This is a genomic window from Vibrio sp. QJM3NY_15 (assembly GCF_057785995.1).
Genome location: NZ_JBYMCW010000003.1, coordinates 143,481 through 160,724 on the forward strand (window position 1 = coordinate 143,481; position 17,244 = coordinate 160,724).

The following is a 17,244-nucleotide window of genomic DNA, read 5'->3' on the forward strand; positions in this document are numbered from 1 at the left end:
TTCACCCGCTTGGTTACATATGGATTGAAATCATTTTTTCGTTAAAGTCGTGATGATCTGTATTGGTTTTGAACATGGATTCGAACGCGTGAGAAACAGCACGCATCGCTTGATTCAACATATTCATAATCTGTTGTATGCGCGTTTCCAATTCTTCTTGCTTCGCCTGATTGACCTCTAAATCTTTCATAATGTCCGCTGATTTCACGCCGTAGCCAGCGCTGACAATGGAGGCGGAGCTAGAGCCTACTTCGGCCGCCTGGCTCATTCGAGAGGCTCGTAGTGAAGCTTTATCACTGTTGACCATAAAATCCTTAAGATTTTCGGCGATATCGTCAAGCATCTTGCCAGCCTTTTCCGTCATTTTACATAGAGGGCGCATTGCCTTCATTGATGTCACAATATTCTTGAGCTCCCCGACTTTTGACATCATCGCTGTTGCCGAGCGGACAGGAGCTTTACTTGCTACATTTGCCGCTGTGCTAGCCACTTTAGAAGCCATTTTTGATGTTGCTTGACCTAACTTAGTTACGATCTTGGCTGGGTTAAAACTTAACACCATACTGGCCATACCAATCGCCAATTGAAGTCCCATCGTTACCTTGGCGCGTGTTTCTTCTGGAACACCTGCCGCTTTCATGATTTCATCCGCGACTTTAGGAACAACCAAGCTAGCGACCATAGTAACAACCATCACCGCAGCCATCGCAGGATTAAACGGCGCGATTACGATCGCAGCAATAAAGCCTAGTGCCATGGCAAACTTGCCAAAAAAGCCTTTCTTTTTCTGAGCTTTTTGCTGCTCATTGATATCGCTCTCACGTTGCTCAAGCTGTTTGATTTGCGATTGTTTTTGGACTTCAATTAATGATTTTTTCGCTTCGGAGTTTCCCTTAGCCGTACCCGATACGGCATTCGCAACTTCTTTCATTTGGTCTTCGACTAAACGCCAAAGCCCACTTAGCGAAACCGCACTTCCAGGAAGAGGCTCTCCTGGAGAAACCGTGTCGGACGACTTACCTTGAGTCGATTCACTGGCAGTGTTAGACGATTCCTCATCCACAGGAATTACATAAGATGTGGCTGTGATGGTATTCATGAATGTACTCATTGTTTTCTCTTCATGTTATTGGCTAGGAATAAGCAAGTTTTCAACCTGTCTGTGTACTCTGATAGAGCGGCATGTCCCCAGCATGGTCATGCCTTTTTAAATTAAAACCTGAGTGCCGTGCACAACAAATTCTTCATTAGGTGTTCTGAGCAATGGCCATTTGTTCGTCACGGCAAATTTTCTGCCAGTACAATAAGGTCTGTTGAAGCATTTTTACTTGATCGCCAATACGGTTGACTTCTTCTATTTCATCTTCGGTTAGGTCTCTTGGAGGGAAACTGTTGAGTGTAAACACTAGATCTTCAGCGGAGATACCTGTGCTACCCTCGCCATTGCAACCAATCCAATCAGGGTATCGATTTTCTTCACAGTGCTCGTCCGAGCCCTCATGACCATGCATTCCTTCTTTGGGGATCCATCCATCGACGTTAGTCATGAGGTACATTCCAAGCCCTCCATCATCCAACCCCAGCAACTCTTCAAAATCTGAAACATCACCGGTGATCAATTGATCCCACTCTTCTGCTGTAATATTTCCTTCTTCAGCGGCATCGGAAATAATAAATATTTTCAGAATAGGACTTAATTGTTCACATTGTTTCGCTTCAAATTCATCTGACCCGTTAATAAATCCGTCAGGATCGCTCCAATAGTCATTGGCGCACTGCTCTAGATCTCTTTTGTTATTATCATCACTATAAAATTCCACGATTTGAGCAGTCAGAGAAGTGTTCGGAATTGGGTTGGGAATTTTCGACTCTAACCTTGGTATAAGACTATCCAGAAACCAAGCAATGACTTTTTCTGGCGGATAATTACCATAATCACCATACGGGTTATGTTGACCGCTACCAAAAAACTCGGTAATCTTCGAGGCATATTTCTTATCGATTTCGGAGGGATCCAACCCCCATTCCTCTTCATGTAGTGTCAAATCGATGATCAGTAACTGCATTAAATCTTCGTATTCTGTTCCCTCTACTCCATCCACTAAAATGGATTCATAGATCATATCCAACATTGGTTCTAATACAGCAGCCCCCCCTTCAGTCCACGCATTTATAGCTTCCAATTGCTTCCCATAAGCTTCAATACTCGCTGCTAATAACAAGGAAATAGAATCTTCTGGGTTAGAGCTCATCATTTGAGCAACAATTTCTTTTTGGTGTAAAGATGCCGCCATCAATGCTTCAGTAGCCCCTTTAGACGTCGCGAAAACCGTCTGCATTTCAAGCGTATCAACGATGTTTTCTGACTCGCCTATCAGATTATTAAGTTTATTTAACTCTAACTGTTTCCTCTGAGATGAGTGGCTTTCACTGAACCCTGAATTCTCCAGTCGAACCGAATTAATATTGAACATTTAATTTCACCTTTAACTGGAATTAGTAATACTTTTTTATTTAGGAGATTCACTTAATAATAACTACGTCAGGGTATTACTAATTTGTAATTAACATTTATTTATTATTTAAGTATTACGTGCAATGGCCATTTGTTCGTCACGGCAAATTTTCAGCCAGTACAATAAGGTCTGTTGAAGCATTTTCACTTGATCGCCAATACGGTTGACTTCTTCAATTTCTTCTTCTTTAAGTTCTCTTCCCGGAAAATCGCTAAAAAAACGATCGAAGTATCCTGCCTCATAGCCAAAACCATCTGGGGCTTGGTAATCCCAATAACCTGTCTCTTCCTGGTAATCCCAATAACCTTCACCTGTATTATGGGGGGGTTGATTCACGAAAATATAGTGTATGAGGTTATCGTACTCGTCATTAGGATTAACAAGTTGTTCAATGGTTTCTCGATTTCCTGACAAAATTAGCTCCCACTCATCTGGTGATACTTCCTCCCCCCCTGCATAAATACCTAATACCGTTAAAGTAAGCATAGGAGAAATATAATCATCATCTTCGATATCCCCATTATTGTCATAATGTTCATCACTCATTCCCTCAATAATTTTCTGTTCTCCACCATTTGTTTCGATAACATCAAATATATCGGCCATCAAAGAATTATTAGGAGCTCTGTCATATAATGTCTGATATACCGTTTCATAAGCATCTATTATTAGTTGTTGATTTTTTTCGTCAAAATAATCGTGATGGTTTCCGCTTCCCGTGAACTCAAGGATTATTCCTACGGCGTCCATGAACTCAGTATCGTTTAATAAATCTCCCAAACCATAATCTTCAGCATTAAGCAAAAAATCGATAAGAACTAACTGAAACAAATCCTCTAGAAACAAATAAGGGTCTTGGTTTTCTCTTTGACAAATATATTCAAAAATCATGGGAAGGTACGCATCAACGACTGCAACGCCCCCTTCGGTCCAAGCATTAATGTCCTCTAATTGCTTCCCATAAGCTTCAATACTTGCTGCTAATGCCAAGGAAATAGAATCTTCTGGGTTAGAGCTCATCATTTGAGCAACGATTTCTTTTTGGTGTACGGATGCCGCCATCAATGCTTCAGTAGCCCCTTTAGACGTCGCGAAAACCGTCTGCATTTCAAGCGTATCAGCCATGTTTTCTGACTCGCCTGTCAGATTATTAAGTTTATTTAACACTAACTGTAACGACGGTTTCTTTGGAACGAAAGGTCCTTCCCCGGAAGCTACAGCATTCAATTGAAGAGTATTAATATTAAGCATAAAACTATCCACGTTATTATTTAATTTTCAAGAGAAATAAGGGTTAAGCTGTTGTTTAAGGTAACAATATCGTTGAGAGAAAAACTCACTTAAGTTCTCCGGCTTCACGATCAACAACATTGATGATGCCTCCAGTTTTTGACCCAATTTATAGTGACATAATGCTATATTTAGGACTGTCTCATCCAAATCATTACTGGGATAGGTTTTGAGTATGTTCAACATATCCAGTGCCTTTTGGAACTGTTTCTTTTCCAGATAAAGCGACGCTAAACATCCGGCACCTCGATGGTCGTAGGGGTTTAAAGCACTGTATGCGGAAAATATAATCTCAGCTTCCTTAAACTGAAACTGGTTGTAAAACTCCACACCCATTTGAAATATGGCCTTGAGCTGGGAGATAGACACTTTACTTGATCGTCGTATTGCAGCGATCTCCTGCTCTACCATTTTATTCTCAAGCAACGCGTAAAATTCCTCACCCGTTTCACCCAAGTCGATTAATTTGGACTTCATACATAAACCTTGTTATTACTTTTTGCGACCTTTATCGTCACAAACATTTATTCGAAACGCGTGACACTAAGTTACGCACGCGACCAGGGGATCTCACTGACAGAACCTCTTGGGGTAAGGCCATATCCAAACGGAGCGCCCATACGGCAGCTTGACGACGATTTTGGAGTTTAAGAACCAGCAAACCTAACTCTCTAGGACTAAGTGTGTAGTTCAATGAATCAAAGCCCACCGTATCTGACCATAGAGATAACTCCTGCCCCAACTGTTGGCGCAGAGCGCATATTTTTGATACGCAAGCTGCCTGTTTAGCCGCCTGATACTCGACAAGCGCACCGAGTGTATCTACCGTCGAGCGGACGTCTCGTACCTTGTTTGCAAAACACAGACTCACTTCATCTTCCGAAAGCTTACTCAACAGTAAAAAAACGTCTTGAGGCACTTGCTTGCTAGCTAAACAACGATGCAGCAGTACTTGGTGTCGACGCTTAATCTTGTTCATCGCTCAAGTCACTGTCATTAACACTTTGAACAAAGTAGCTAATGGTCAGCTTGTCGCCATCCTCAACCACTCCTTTCAAGAAACGTTCGATGTTATGTTTGTTGGCGGTATCAATTCCCGCTAGGCTTATCACCAATACGGAGATACGTTTGTTCTTATCCCCCGTTACCACCACGTTGGCTCTAAGTATTCCAGGAATAACACTGAGTTTGTTGTAAATTTCGCGGCCTTCTAACAGGTTACCTTTAACCATTTCCAGCTTACTCAAACTTGCAAACTTGGACTCCAGTAACTCATTCAAATCCTCTTTCTGAAAGTAGGCATTAAACTGGGTGAGTATTTCACGTGCTTTAGCTTCTAAGTTGTCGTCTACGCTAACTAAGTAAGTGTCTTTTTCCTGACTCAACACCGCTTTAACTTTGTTATGCGCGAGCAAAACAACGACCTTATTTGCCATATCCGACGATTCAAACTTCGCGATTGTGGCACCACCTTGATCACTACAGCCCGTCAAGAGCACAAGTAACGCGCAGACAAACATTCTCATCATTGTGCCTTCATCACTTCATTAATTGCACTGGCTGACTTCGAGGCGACTTTAGTCACGATTTCTTGAAACATCGTGTAGTGAAACATAGATTGCTGTAACGCTAATGTGTCCACGGTGGTAATAGTTTGATTGGTGTTGATTTTATCCATCTGATTCAGGATCTCCTGAAACCCGTCACCTACATTATTAAACGTCTCTTCCATAACTGACGGTTGAATTTGCTCAATGCCAAGACTCTGCATATCGGTACCTATTTAAATTCGTCGTAAATTGTCGACCTACAAAAACTTTAAAGAGATCACGCCCTCACATCCAATGGATAAAGCTGAATATTTATGAATCTTCTTTACATCTTAAATAAAACCCATAATTACAGTCGGTTAAAAGCAAAATCCAATCCATAATCATCCTGTACACTGAACAAAGACTCACAAGAATTTCTTAGAGGGTTCCGTCGGCCCACTCCTAATATTGATTAACTCAATAGCAAGAGCATCACCGTTGACTATGGGACTTCCGTGATGTCGGCCCATCTTAATCGGAGAACTGTTGGAAACGGGTATTCCGACCTGAAACGCTTGATGATTGTGTCAGAAGGCGAGTTGAATCATCACAAGTCACTCGGACTTAGATATAGTAAGATCGACAGTATCTAAGATTGATGTTTCAGCGAATCAATAAATATCTTCACCGTGGCCTCTGCCCTTTGCTCTTTTGTCGAAATGTAATTCGCGTAATCAGCGACATTGGGTCGCTTATAAACCGGTAACTCACTCGGTTTAAACAGTTTGTACATTCCGGCTTGTTGATATTGATAGCCAAAATGGTCTAGTCCCAACATTTCTCTTGCCGTAACCGTTAACTGTTTGGTGTTGGGATTCAGTAACTGCTTCGGTTCAATTTTGCTCACAACCCTAAATGTTGCGTTTCTATGGATGCCACCTAGGATCCAGCAATCATTCAAGATCAAAGACCACCTGTCCATTTTTAATACATTCCCGTGTCGCTTATTATCCGTGTTTAAATGCTGAGCATCAGACATATTTCCGACTTTGTTATATAAATCAGCCCAAATTAAATGATTGCCTCTCCCTATTGCCATATCTCCCTTCGAGAGATACGACTTTTGATATGCAACCCAGCAATGTTCGATAAACTCACTTTCATCAAGCTTACCCTGCAGTCCAATGTCAGACATATAGTCCCACTTTTCAGGTAAGTAGTTTAATAGGTCTTGAGCTAAGGTTTTTCTCGTGTAGGACATATTAGCCTGCTCAAGATTGTCATTCAGATGTTCACCATTTTTAATTGCGGAAATAGTATTGGCTTTAATTCGATTAATGCCATCTGAGGTATGTGTTGCAGGGCGAGCGATATTCTGACTTCTGGAACGGGGTGTTACGAACATGCGTAACCTCAGGAGTGGTTTCGAGATCCGACTTTCTTTTACAATCAAGCAATAATCCTTGATTATCTATACAGCTATTAATTACATACATGGTTTAAATTCCCGACGATCGACAATAACTCATGTGGCCCACCGAAAGTTAGCCAACGGTTTGTTCATATAAAAAGGTAAATATATTTATTGATATTTAAGTTCGATGTAAGGCCCAAAGTCAGGCCAACCTCTTCGTAATACAGATTTTCTAAATGACCGTTGAAAACCTACATAGACTTGACGTTTGGCGCAAAAAGACAAATTCGGCTTATCATCTCCGACAACATCAATTCAACGTTCCTTACTCACTAACATTTTGAGCAATCAGCTTACTCAGCTTACTCAGCTTACTCAGCTTACTCAGCTTACTCAGCTTACTCAGCTTTACTTATTTAGCCTCATGGGCTCAACATTGACAATTGAATAAATATGGGGAAATAGGACATCACCCGTTTTCTGGTCGCTGAAACGTAAAGTAATTACGGCTTCTTCTGCAGTCATCGACTTATTTTCAATTTATACTGAACAGTTCTTTGTTATCGCAATACTCTCATCAGACGGTTACCCGCACATAAGCTTTTTATCATGGTTCTGGAATACATAATTAATATTAATGGATAGTTTTGGGGAGCTTAAAGAGAAAAAACATGACTATATTGAATCAATATGAAGGAAAGTTGAGGGGGCATTTGTGTCGGAAATAACCTTAGAGTTCACTCATAACGAGCTTTTAGTTGAGGATAAGTAACGTGCCTGAATGGTCACTATATTCTCCCTTATCCCAAACCAACTTTCAGTCCTCTCCCAATAAAGTAATTGATTCAACGCACGGTTCATTCACGCTCAATTATGTACTGCTTTGGTGAACCAAAAACCGAGGTTTTGACTGGTATTCCCCCTTAAAACGTCCGTAGATGTTCTTACGTAAGCCCATAGCCGGCCGCTAATAATTCATGTTTTTTAGACGCTGATGCTCGCTTTTTACGACATAAATACGTTTTCACCATAGCGTTGGTGACACACAAACAGGATGTCCGAGAAACACTGCCTGGTTTTAATATGCCCAGCCACAATGTTATTTGGGAAAGCCCCAACCACCCTTTCGTGACAATGTAACTCGTAAAATTTAAAATATTGTTTGCATTCAAGTCAACAACGCAACATCTACGCATACGCCACCATATTGATGTAAGATATCGTCTCTCACAATCTTTAAAGCAACCGCAGTGTCCCTTTTCGTCCTCTGGTATTGATAGGCGTTCCGATTCATCAGCCTTATATCATGGCGATCGGATAAATCTTTCACTTGAATATTGCTGAGCACTTGTAAGTTGGTAACCAGCTCATTAAAACGTTTTAGATCGCTGATGACTCCCCCTGTATGATAATAACCTTGAGCACCCATAGTTGGTGGGAAACGCCTTAAATTTGAATTAACCTTTGCGCGACTCGCGCACTCTTTTGTGTTGTTAGATAGATTATCAGTGAGGCTAATTTCACTGCTATCCAATTCATTTCGGTTGCCTGTATCAAAGAGCTTTGAGTCGACCCACAGATAGACAGTTACGTCGGATTTTTTATGCACCCATTCTTTAATCCGCTCGCATTGTACCGCTTTGGGTAGAGGTGCAACCCAAATTAAATGAATGTTCGTCGGCACTGGGTAAGATAACTCTTTCGAGGGGATGGGGAGATTTTTGGTGTCTAGTTGTACTGTCGTCATAGCCTTTATATAACACGCTCTGTGCGCTTCTCTAGTGAATCATCGCAGCAGTTTGACTCGGCCTTATCGTTAATCCAAATGGTTAATTGTTTATTTTTTTGAAATATCATGACCTTCTAAAAGCGGCCAATATCGCACCTTCCTCGCTTACGTATTTAACATAAAAATAATGGACATATTGACAATGCGACCCTTTGGTATCAATCACACAACACAATTATAGTATTATATACCATCCCTTACTCACACTATCTGACCTCTCACATTTCTCACAATATTTCACATCTTCTCACTAGCCAAAACTAAAACAATATTGTTATATTTAGGCATGAAAACCCTATTAATTTGGAGTTCATCAGAAATGAAAATAAAAACTACAGTTACCCCTGTCCTTGATCATAATAGAACAGATAACGAACCAACTATACCTGTTAAAATAAAGGCGCTTCACAACATAGAGAAAGAGACAATTTTTTTAAAAAAAATTAAATTAATTAATAACATGCGGAGTGATGTTAAAGAAAGCCTCAACAAAATATCACTAAAAAACGGTTCTGAAAGCAACATAGCGGTTGAACAAGATTTTGTTTCATAAATCAAGGAACTAAACCTTCAACTCACGATCTGATCAACTAAGTTCAGTCAAAGACTTAGATGAATGACCAAGCTTTTCTATAAAACAACTAACTGGAAGCAATATAATCAAGCTTTAATCAATCGTGGGTCGCTTAAGAGGCGCACCAACAATAGCAACAAACAAATCAAGATGGTCGTGGAAGACCTCGTTTATTTGGTGACTAGCCATTTACGACGGCTCTTATCGTCAAACGCTTATTTTCAATGTCGTTGAGAGTTCATCAATACTATTTTTAAGCGCGCTCAGGTACCGTAGTCATGTCCTCATTATTCATGCATTCGCAATTCGAAGCAAAACGGTCATAGTTCCGTTAAGATCAGCCTTCAGGGAGAAAGCTTTAACCTAGCAAGCAGTCAGTGGTCAAATAAGAACTGGAAAAAGAAGTACGGCTATCATAAATACCCTCTTTCAGAGACCGTAATTTATCCCTCATGGGTTTATTTTCACAGAAATCCATTAGTCGACACCTATAAATTGGTGAAAGATAATCAATTCGTCGTGGGTTCGATTTTTACACAATAGTGCCTGCAATACCTACATTTTTATTTAAACATGGTGATAATAATGCGTATTTTTGGTCAAACAATTAACTCCAATATTTTCTCGAAGAGTGATAAAAGTCATACGTCAGCTTTACCTAAATGGAAAGAACTTCAAAGTCAGACACTTAAGACTGCCAATGACGCTAGGAAAAGTGGACGTAATCTAATTAACACAAGACATATAGACTCTAAACAATTTTTAGTGCATACCATTCGCGACTTTAAAAATGAATCGCCACTCTTAACCCAAAATGCTGAAAAGCTATTATCCACATGGGATGTTATCAGTACCTCGGTTGTGCAGACGGGAGAACACTCAAGATCACAATGGGCTGATGTAGGCTTGATACTTGCCACACCACCTCAAAATGTCATTTCAACTTCCCCACATGATGTGATGTTTCAAAATCATGCTGGAAATAAGCCGGGAGAACCCCAAAATACATATGCACTCACGGAAAGCTACTTCAAAGGCCAAGGGAAAAAGGGATACACTCCTAATGGTGGCACATATGCCCAAATTGATACACCTAGGAATGTAATCGAAAAAACGAACGGAAAACATAACGAAATACTTGTAGTAGGAAAACCAAACATCCGGACTTATGAAGGTTATAAAGGTACGGATACATTAAAAGTTTGCGGAATATATTGTCATCAAATGCTTAATAATGATAAAGAAAATAATACAAAGGTTCATCAGGAAAACAATAAACTGATCGAGAATTTATTGAAAGTAAATCCAGGGTTGACGGTTTTTAAAGAATTCACATGGACTGGAGATCTAACAATGAACAATTCTTCTAAAATAAATAGCTACATAAATACATTTAAGTAGTATTGAATTTTATCTAGATAAAATAACTGATGGTCAAGGGATGTCTCTCGAGACATCCCTTGAGTTCAATAACAAAACAATTCATAGCCCGATGCAAGTTTTGAGTCGATTTTTTCCACAGACACAGCGAAACCGGCTTTGTTGCGTAGTTCAGTTTAGAAACAGAGCCGGCCCGTTTCGTGTATTTCTTAATCAACACGACGAGTTTCAGGCATACCTAACCCCGTAAATTTGTTCAACGCTTCTATTATTGCGTAAGATTCCCCCGTCTGTATATTGTAATTTCTTAAGCTCAATCATCCCCTAGTAACGGTTTAACTCGATACATCGCGGTTTCTGAGAGTAGGCGATTGTGGTAACCAAAACGTTTTCTTCATCAATCCAAAATGTCAGAAAGGCTACGAAAGATAGTGGACGTAGGTAGCTGGTCAGATCGTTATGGATTTAGTTCCAGTGAATTACGCAACAAAACCCATTGGAGTTAATCCTATCGTAAGCGTCTACGAACCGACTCATTGACTTTCTAATATCAACACAGGTACCGCCAACTAAGGCGGTATCTGTCATTCTGAACGCTATTCGGGGAGGGGGACTAGTCTGTTTTTGGCATATTCCAAGGAAGAAGATGACCATGGTCCTCCTCACTCTTCAGTTTCGGGATTTCTCGTAGCACGTATTCGAGGTACTCATACGGCTCACAGTCGTTAGCCTTCGCGGTTTCGATAAGACTGTACAGCACAGCACTGGCGCGGGCTCCATTATGAGTCTTAGAGAACAACCAGTTGTTCCGCCCTACCGTGAACGGACGTACTGAACGTTCCGCTCGGTTATTATCCATGCTTAACCGACCATCATCGATAACTCGTACTAGCTTCGACCATTGATTGAGACTGTAGCTAATCGCCTCTCCCAGTTTACTTTTAGGGGGCACCTGAGTGACCGATTTATCTAACCACGCTTTGAACTCATTGAGCAGAGATTGAGTATTTGACTGGCGGGTTGCATATCGCTCTTCCCTCGTCTTATCTTTGAGTGCTTGTTCAACACGATAGAGCTTTTGGAACCAACTGACTGCCCACTGGATTTTACCCCCTTTTCCTTGCTTGCCTTTTGGTTGGCTCTGCTCTGCCTCTATGAACTTGCGTCTTGCATGGGCCCAGCAACCCACCAACTTCGCCTCTGTCTTTTCATACGCTTTATACCCATCAACATGGAGGTATCCAGTGTAGTTTGACAGGTACCATTCAGGGCAGTGGTGACCGCGACTCCCTTCCTGGTAGTCGAACAAGACGATACCGGGGGATTTCGCATTCCCTCCTCGGTCCGGACCACACCCATACAACCAGATGTAACTTTTCTTTCTTTCGTCATCGAGCACGGTCAACGTGGTCTCGTCCGCGAACAGAACATCTTGAGCAAGGAGGCTTTCTTTCAGTAAGGCGATTAACGGCTCTACCTTATCAGCGCAACGCAGTATCCACTGACTCATCGTTTTTCGGCTGAGCGCTAACCCATATTGTCTGAACAACGATTCTTGACGATAGAGAGGCAGGGCATAGTGGTATTTATTCGTGATGATTTGCGCAAGCAAAGAGGGCGTCGCGATGCTTTTCGGGATAATCGATGCTGGCGGTGAAGCCATTGCAACAACGCTCTTCTCTCCTAACGCATCACATTGACGACAGACGTACTTGGGCCTTTCGGTGACTTCGACATACAACCTGGCTGGGATATACACCAGTTTTTCACTAGTGCTTTGTCCCATCCTGCAGAGCATCGACTGGCAACACGAGCAGGTTTTTTCTGCTTCTGGTATGTCCACCACAACTCGCTCTCGTGGTAAGCCTTCGGGAAGCTTCGGGCGACCACGACGTTTTGTCTCGGATGAAGTACTTTTCGCGTCCGATGTTTCATCATTCTGATTGCTGGTCGCTTCATCTTCACCTGTCGTATCGGCATGAGTCTCCGCCTCATTGAACTCTAAGTCCTGAGGGGCAGGGTTTCACTACTGCTACCAAAGCGTTTACGCCGCGCTAGGTTGAGTTTTTCAACCAGCGATTGGATAGTTATTTCGCTCTCGTTTAGAGATTGGCGAAGTGTGAGTACCGTAGATTCAAGCTCAGTCACTTTTGAACGTAAGAGCGTTAGCTCATCTGGATTATTTTTATTTGGCATATAAGGAAGATCGCAGAGTTACGCGAAAGTTCCTTATCCGCTATTATTTTGTAATTTAATTAAGACTTTGGTAATTCAATGTTTGATGGGGTTTCATTTTTTCAATGTCGAGTCCATCAAGCAACCAATGCCACTGCTCTTCCGTTAGTGAGAGGGTTTTCCCTGGCATTTTTCTTGGCCAAGCGAACTTGTCTTTTTCGAGTCGCTTTTGCCAGAGGCAAAAGCCATTACGCTGCCAGTAGAGAACTTTGAGCTTATCCCGCGTGCGATTACAGAAGACGAATAGCGCTTCGGAGAAGGGATTAAGGTTCATATTCTGTTCAACAATAAAGCTCAAGCCATTAATGCCCTTTCTAAAATCGACGGGCGCTTTGTGGAGATAGATAACAGAGATATCAGGGAGCATTTTCATACAACAGCAAGCTCCTTCAATAGAAGGCCGAGCCACTGAGGTGTTACATCACGAGGTATATGAAGAGAGCATGCCCCCGCTTCAAGGCGTAATTCCGTAGGTAACGTAGAGGTAGGCCGTTGCTCGGTTTTGGTGTTTGGCTTAGCTGTTTTTTCAACAACAATGAATTCAGAAAGTGAATCTTCTCGTTTTTTAGGCATGTTGACTAAGTGGTGTAGTTTGCGACGGTTGTTGTCAAACGTTTTTGGGTGAAGATTGTGCTCTAAACAAAACTGAGCGGCAGACTGCTCACTATTGTAATACTTCTGCACAAGGCGTAGCCATTCTTGCTGAGGTCTATGCTGAGACATTTTCGAGTACCTTTAACGATCAAAGTTAAAGGTTACGACGTTTATTAAAAAGATTGAATGAGTCGATTTAAAGACGCTTACTATTAAACCGTAATGAAGCGCACGGTTGTGCGCTTTTTTATGTATCAGTCACAGAGTGGCGAATCGCCATTTCCTTACAGATTCGAAAATCCGCTATAGCAAGGGGCAGCAGTAAAAACACAAGCGCAACCAAGAACACCAATAACTGGGAATTTCGTCAGAAAAGAGCTATTAATAATAAAACAGTGCCACAAATTAAGGGCTAATATTAATGATATCAGGTATTTCAAAAAGAAAAATCTTACTTACCTTAGGGGGCGCAATAGTTATTGGTGTCGCCTCATTTGAGGTTACACTCTACACATATTCTACGTTGTTTAAACAAAACTTTCAGAGCGCGTTTCACAAAGAATTTCAACAGCAGCTTAACGACACCTCACAGCGAATTATCACTTTATCGTCTGATTTAAGTATTTGCGATAAAGATGCCATAGTTAGACTAAGAGACGAAGAATTCTTTGACTTGAACTCTCGACTAATTGGCTGGTTAGAGGATAACCGTCAGGCGTGTACCAGCCGCCCCGGTTACAGCCATGTGATGATTGACAAGCCTAATATTCTGAATCGATATATTTACGAAGAAGACATGGAGTTAGACATAATATCACTGCTTAATGGTCGCTCGCAGCTCATGTTGGCGAAAAACATCGGTGACAAACGTTGGTTCTCATTACTAGAGCCATGGACTTTGTATTTTAGTGCTCATGACTGCCAAAATTGCGCATCGGTCAGCATTGGAAAGCAACCTGGTCATCCGGTGGGTTTTTACCTAGGGGACATCCCTGTTTCGTTCAAGTTCAACATCAAGACCATCCACACCTTTTATGCTAAGCATGCCTTCATTTGGAGTGTGGTTTCCATCTTTTTCTATATATTTGCCTTTGGCTATATCTCGATTTGGAGGACAAACCAACATCAATCGCCCAAAAACCGTCTAAAGCTAGCCATTCATAATCACGAAATCGTACCGCATTTTCAGTTAATTGTGGATTCAAGAGACAATAAGAGACAACACTGCGAAGTACTTGCACGTTGGACACACGGCAAGGGGATCATGATGCCCAACGTATTTATTCCGTTGGCAGAATCAACGGGATACATTGATTTAATTACCATATCCTTACTTAATCAAACACGGAAAATGGTAAAAGAGAATAATACGATATGTCAGTCAATTATCTTCAGTTTTAATCTCACGCCTTCTCAACTCGATCGTCCTGAATTTGTGCAAGAGCTGCTGGATTTTTGTCATCCGTCTCCCCCATTTAAACTCGCTTTCGAAATCACCGAAAGGGAACCATTTAAAGATCCTAAACAAGCACGATTAATAATGGATAAGTTCTCCCAGTTCGGTGTTATTTTCGAACTTGATGATGCCGGGACAGGGTATGGAAGCTTCTCATACATACAAGAATTAGGTTTTGATATTCTAAAAATTGACAAAATGTTTGTTGACACGATTATGTCAGACAACATCAAGATTAACGTCTTAGACGGCATCATTGAATTTGGACACACTGCAAATATCACTATGATAGCTGAAGGTGTAGAGTATGAAGAACAGGCAGATTACTTACGAAAAAAGGGCGTATTTCTGCATCAAGGCTATTACTATTCGAAGCCATTAAATCAAAAGGCATTTTTGAACAACCTGTCCACCACAGAGCTCGTTAACTAAGTGCTGCAAGTAGTGACCATAGCCTTGTTCGTTGAATTAATGGTTGAATAAAGAGGATGTAGACAGAGACGTAGAACATTACGCATTACGTAACTCTGTTCATCCACTTAGATTCCGATCCGAAAAGCCGCCACTGCATTTCTATGCTGGGTGCAGAGGTTTTTCAACATTGGTTGAACGAGTTGAAGGGGGTCACCGCGTATAAAATGCAGTCATTAGGTCAATTTTTGGCTTCTTAGAGGAATATTTCAAGCATGAAGGTTGCAATGAACTCTGAATAAAACGCAAGTAATTAAGGTATTTCCTTAGTGAATTATGCTCTGCAGGAAATAAAACAAAAACGGTGATAATTGAGATGGTTTAGTCACGCAACATACACAAACTACCGCTTTATTGCTGAACCCAACTTTCCTCTCTTCATCTTGGGAGAGCTTTCAGAGAGCAAAGCCAGCCTCACTAGCTCGATTCACTTATTACCTCCACTCTACCACATAGTGTCTATGTGGTTCGGAGGTCAGACCTACATGAGTATCTATAGCTTCATCTAAGTTTTATATCATTGTTGTATTTGGTCACAATGGGAGAGTTTGAGTTTGAGTTTGAGTTTGAAACCGTTAGTAAAGAACATTGCTTTACCAGTTTTATTACAACAAGATACCCCGCTATCACTGGTTATATGAACCATATCTACAGTAAAACCATTACCTTCTTTTTCAGAAAAAACGAGCGAAAACCTTAGTTAAACACTGAGCAGCAAGGCAATCTTGGAGAATTGTGTGATACCGCCCTTTAATGGCGACTAGAAATATTGATTTGTGATTTAGCCCTATCTATAGTGAATGAAAATAAATCTCTATAATTTATAATATGAATGCATTTGATAAGTTCCTACAAAATAACGTTTTAGTCACCCTCTCAAAGAAAGATTTATTGATTCAACTCCAGTTGGGACACGAAGAATTTCACGGTTTGGATTCCCTAACCTTAAGCCGTTGGGTCAAGGGTTCCTCAAAACCCAGTATTCACAAACAATTGTTAATTGCCCAATCATGCCAGTGCCTTCCCGCGTACATAGACGCTTTTGAGGAGGCCAAAATCAGTAACCCCGATGAACGCATTTTCACCAATTTTCTCAATCGCTTTGATTCACCTTACCACCAAATATTAGCGTATGAAAATCAGGAATACTTATTCCATCATCAGGGGAAAAACACGGATCTTTATCCTTACGTAAAACGCTTCTCAGACAAGATCGGCGCATCAAAGCGGATAACCGAGCAAGTTCATAGCAGCAATGTCCACGTCAACGCAGAGCTATTGGCTATTGGCGAGAAAGACAATGCAGGGATAGAATCGTTTGTCTGGATGCTGCACGGGTTTAACGCACATTTAGATTGCATCGGTTTCGCTAGGAATGAGCAGGATTATTCGGAAAAAAACTGTGTCGCGGTGACGTTAACCTACTATCGCTCATCTGAACATTTTTTCTTATTATGTGGATTGTTCACCAACTTAATACTCGAACGTTACCCCAAGAAAAAAAAAGTGGTCATTGTGTTTCGAGGTCGGGAAGGCTTAATGTTTGCTGAAGCACTAGGAGGGCAATCGATTTGCTCATTACCTGATGCAAAGTTTGGCAATTTATACATCCATGAATTTGATTTTCTGCGGTTACTTGCCAATCCTATCATCCTAAACACCGCCAAGCGCTACTCTCAAACGTATCGGGATCATATAGAGACCCTCATGACGCAACCGATTCCAATAAGCGACCTCGGCTAACACATATGGTCTCTATCAGGGACATCATTAATCAAACCTCTATGAGAGAGGTACTGATTACCCAGATGAAAAAAGCTGAACACTTATGATTTCCTCCGATAGCGGCTGGCTCAGCCCATTATCGATGTCGGCATGATCATAAAAAATGATTCATATCAAGTGAATGTGAAATATTTTCATTTTTTTGTGACCTTACATCAAATTCAGTTCAACTCTATACTTTCCTCATACCACCGCACTTAACGAGAAA

The 17,244-nt window shown here is 41.2% G+C and carries 15 protein-coding genes and 2 pseudogenes; 4 read left to right on the top strand and 13 right to left on the bottom strand.

Annotated elements, in window-relative coordinates; all coding sequences use genetic code 11:
• Nucleotides 1–13 precede the first annotated feature (13 nt).
• The 9 genes from sctE to AC3CKG_RS25400 all read right to left on the bottom strand — a co-directional run bounded on the left by sctE (nt 14) and on the right by AC3CKG_RS25400 (nt 8,499).
• Nucleotides 14–1,111: a type III secretion system translocon subunit SseC family protein gene (gene sctE, locus AC3CKG_RS25360; protein ID WP_488530016.1), complete on the bottom strand. Its 1,098-nt coding sequence runs from the start codon at nt 1,109–1,111 to the stop codon at nt 14–16.
• Between the two features lie 136 nt (nt 1,112–1,247).
• Nucleotides 1,248–2,474, bottom strand: coding sequence for a hypothetical protein (locus tag AC3CKG_RS25365; RefSeq protein WP_488530017.1), 1,227 nt, complete (start codon nt 2,472–2,474; stop codon nt 1,248–1,250).
• A gap of 108 nt (nt 2,475–2,582) precedes the next feature.
• Nucleotides 2,583–3,767, bottom strand: coding sequence for a hypothetical protein (locus AC3CKG_RS25370; protein WP_488530018.1), 1,185 nt, complete (start codon nt 3,765–3,767; stop codon nt 2,583–2,585).
• 27 nt (nt 3,768–3,794) lie between these two features.
• Nucleotides 3,795–4,283: a tetratricopeptide repeat protein gene (locus AC3CKG_RS25375; RefSeq protein WP_488530019.1), complete on the bottom strand. Its 489-nt coding sequence runs from the start codon at nt 4,281–4,283 to the stop codon at nt 3,795–3,797.
• Nucleotides 4,284–4,320: 37 nt separating this feature from the next.
• Nucleotides 4,321–4,785 carry a hypothetical protein gene (locus AC3CKG_RS25380; protein WP_102482125.1) on the bottom strand — a complete coding sequence of 155 codons (465 nt, stop codon included), beginning with the start codon at nt 4,783–4,785 and terminating at the stop codon, nt 4,321–4,323.
• The gene (locus AC3CKG_RS25385) at nt 4,772–5,335 is read right to left on the bottom strand and encodes a type III secretion protein (protein WP_102482126.1); all 564 of its coding nucleotides are present in this window, start codon (nt 5,333–5,335) and stop codon (nt 4,772–4,774) included. Before AC3CKG_RS25385 ends, AC3CKG_RS25380 begins: the two co-directional genes overlap by 14 nt.
• Nucleotides 5,332–5,577 carry an EscF/YscF/HrpA family type III secretion system needle major subunit gene (locus tag AC3CKG_RS25390; protein ID WP_102482127.1) on the bottom strand — a complete coding sequence of 82 codons (246 nt, stop codon included), beginning with the start codon at nt 5,575–5,577 and terminating at the stop codon, nt 5,332–5,334. The genes AC3CKG_RS25385 and AC3CKG_RS25390 overlap by 4 nt, the downstream gene beginning before the upstream one ends.
• A 410-nt stretch (nt 5,578–5,987) precedes the next feature.
• Nucleotides 5,988–6,791, bottom strand: a complete 804-nt coding sequence (locus AC3CKG_RS25395) for a hypothetical protein (protein ID WP_488530020.1) — start codon at nt 6,789–6,791, stop codon at nt 5,988–5,990.
• 1,129 nt (nt 6,792–7,920) lie between these two features.
• Entirely contained in the window at nt 7,921–8,499 is a 579-nt protein-coding gene (locus tag AC3CKG_RS25400; RefSeq protein WP_488530021.1) for a hypothetical protein, read from the bottom strand.
• A gap of 361 nt (nt 8,500–8,860) precedes the next feature.
• On the opposite strand from AC3CKG_RS25400, the gene AC3CKG_RS25405 reads away from it, so the two are divergent.
• Together AC3CKG_RS25405 and AC3CKG_RS25410 are read left to right on the top strand one after the other, a co-directional pair.
• Nucleotides 8,861–9,094: a hypothetical protein gene (locus tag AC3CKG_RS25405; RefSeq protein ID WP_488530022.1), complete on the top strand. Its 234-nt coding sequence runs from the start codon at nt 8,861–8,863 to the stop codon at nt 9,092–9,094.
• Between the two features lie 606 nt (nt 9,095–9,700).
• Entirely contained in the window at nt 9,701–10,516 is an 816-nt protein-coding gene (locus AC3CKG_RS25410; RefSeq protein WP_280620468.1) for a hypothetical protein, read from the top strand.
• Nucleotides 10,517–10,704: 188 nt separating this feature from the next.
• Here AC3CKG_RS25410 and AC3CKG_RS25415 read toward each other — a convergent pair.
• The 4 genes and pseudogenes from AC3CKG_RS25415 to tnpA form a co-directional block, all read right to left on the bottom strand.
• Nucleotides 10,705–10,889 (bottom strand): annotated as a pseudogene (locus AC3CKG_RS25415) (IS5/IS1182 family transposase); the annotation flags it as partial.
• A gap of 219 nt (nt 10,890–11,108) precedes the next feature.
• Nucleotides 11,109–12,691: pseudogene (gene tnpC, locus AC3CKG_RS25420) on the bottom strand (IS66 family transposase).
• Between the two features lie 55 nt (nt 12,692–12,746).
• Nucleotides 12,747–13,103: an IS66 family insertion sequence element accessory protein TnpB gene (tnpB, locus tag AC3CKG_RS25425; protein WP_488530023.1), complete on the bottom strand. Its 357-nt coding sequence runs from the start codon at nt 13,101–13,103 to the stop codon at nt 12,747–12,749.
• Entirely contained in the window at nt 13,100–13,453 is a 354-nt protein-coding gene (gene tnpA / locus AC3CKG_RS25430; RefSeq protein WP_108188340.1) for an IS66 family insertion sequence element accessory protein TnpA, read from the bottom strand. The genes tnpB and tnpA overlap by 4 nt, the downstream gene beginning before the upstream one ends.
• Before the next feature lie 292 nt (nt 13,454–13,745).
• Between tnpA and AC3CKG_RS25435 the strand changes: the two genes are divergently transcribed.
• Together AC3CKG_RS25435 and AC3CKG_RS25440 are read left to right on the top strand one after the other, a co-directional pair.
• Nucleotides 13,746–15,212 (top strand): EAL domain-containing protein, encoded by a 1,467-nt coding sequence (locus AC3CKG_RS25435; protein WP_488530024.1) that lies wholly within the window; start codon nt 13,746–13,748, stop codon nt 15,210–15,212.
• Nucleotides 15,213–16,079: 867 nt separating this feature from the next.
• Nucleotides 16,080–16,994, top strand: coding sequence for a hypothetical protein (locus AC3CKG_RS25440; protein ID WP_488530025.1), 915 nt, complete (start codon nt 16,080–16,082; stop codon nt 16,992–16,994).
• Nucleotides 16,995–17,244: the final 250 nt, after the last annotated feature.

Excerpts from the sequence above, each read along its gene's own strand:
- sctE (WP_488530016.1), bottom strand. The coding sequence starts at position 1,111 with ATGAGTACATTCATGAATACCATCACAGCCACATCTTATGTAATTCCT.
- AC3CKG_RS25410 (WP_280620468.1), top strand. The coding sequence starts at position 9,701 with ATGCGTATTTTTGGTCAAACAATTAACTCCAATATTTTCTCGAAGAGT.
- AC3CKG_RS25370 (WP_488530018.1), bottom strand. The coding sequence starts at position 3,767 with ATGCTTAATATTAATACTCTTCAATTGAATGCTGTAGCTTCCGGGGAA.
- AC3CKG_RS25405 (WP_488530022.1), top strand. The coding sequence starts at position 8,861 with ATGAAAATAAAAACTACAGTTACCCCTGTCCTTGATCATAATAGAACA.
- AC3CKG_RS25365 (WP_488530017.1), bottom strand. The coding sequence starts at position 2,474 with ATGTTCAATATTAATTCGGTTCGACTGGAGAATTCAGGGTTCAGTGAA.
- AC3CKG_RS25375 (WP_488530019.1), bottom strand. The coding sequence starts at position 4,283 with ATGAAGTCCAAATTAATCGACTTGGGTGAAACGGGTGAGGAATTTTAC.
- AC3CKG_RS25435 (WP_488530024.1), top strand. The coding sequence starts at position 13,746 with ATGATATCAGGTATTTCAAAAAGAAAAATCTTACTTACCTTAGGGGGC.
- AC3CKG_RS25380 (WP_102482125.1), bottom strand. The coding sequence starts at position 4,785 with ATGAACAAGATTAAGCGTCGACACCAAGTACTGCTGCATCGTTGTTTA.
- tnpB (WP_488530023.1), bottom strand. The coding sequence starts at position 13,103 with ATGAAAATGCTCCCTGATATCTCTGTTATCTATCTCCACAAAGCGCCC.
- tnpA (WP_108188340.1), bottom strand. The coding sequence starts at position 13,453 with ATGTCTCAGCATAGACCTCAGCAAGAATGGCTACGCCTTGTGCAGAAG.
- AC3CKG_RS25385 (WP_102482126.1), bottom strand. The coding sequence starts at position 5,335 with ATGATGAGAATGTTTGTCTGCGCGTTACTTGTGCTCTTGACGGGCTGT.
- AC3CKG_RS25400 (WP_488530021.1), bottom strand. The coding sequence starts at position 8,499 with ATGACGACAGTACAACTAGACACCAAAAATCTCCCCATCCCCTCGAAA.
- AC3CKG_RS25440 (WP_488530025.1), top strand. The coding sequence starts at position 16,080 with ATGAATGCATTTGATAAGTTCCTACAAAATAACGTTTTAGTCACCCTC.
- AC3CKG_RS25390 (WP_102482127.1), bottom strand. The coding sequence starts at position 5,577 with ATGCAGAGTCTTGGCATTGAGCAAATTCAACCGTCAGTTATGGAAGAG.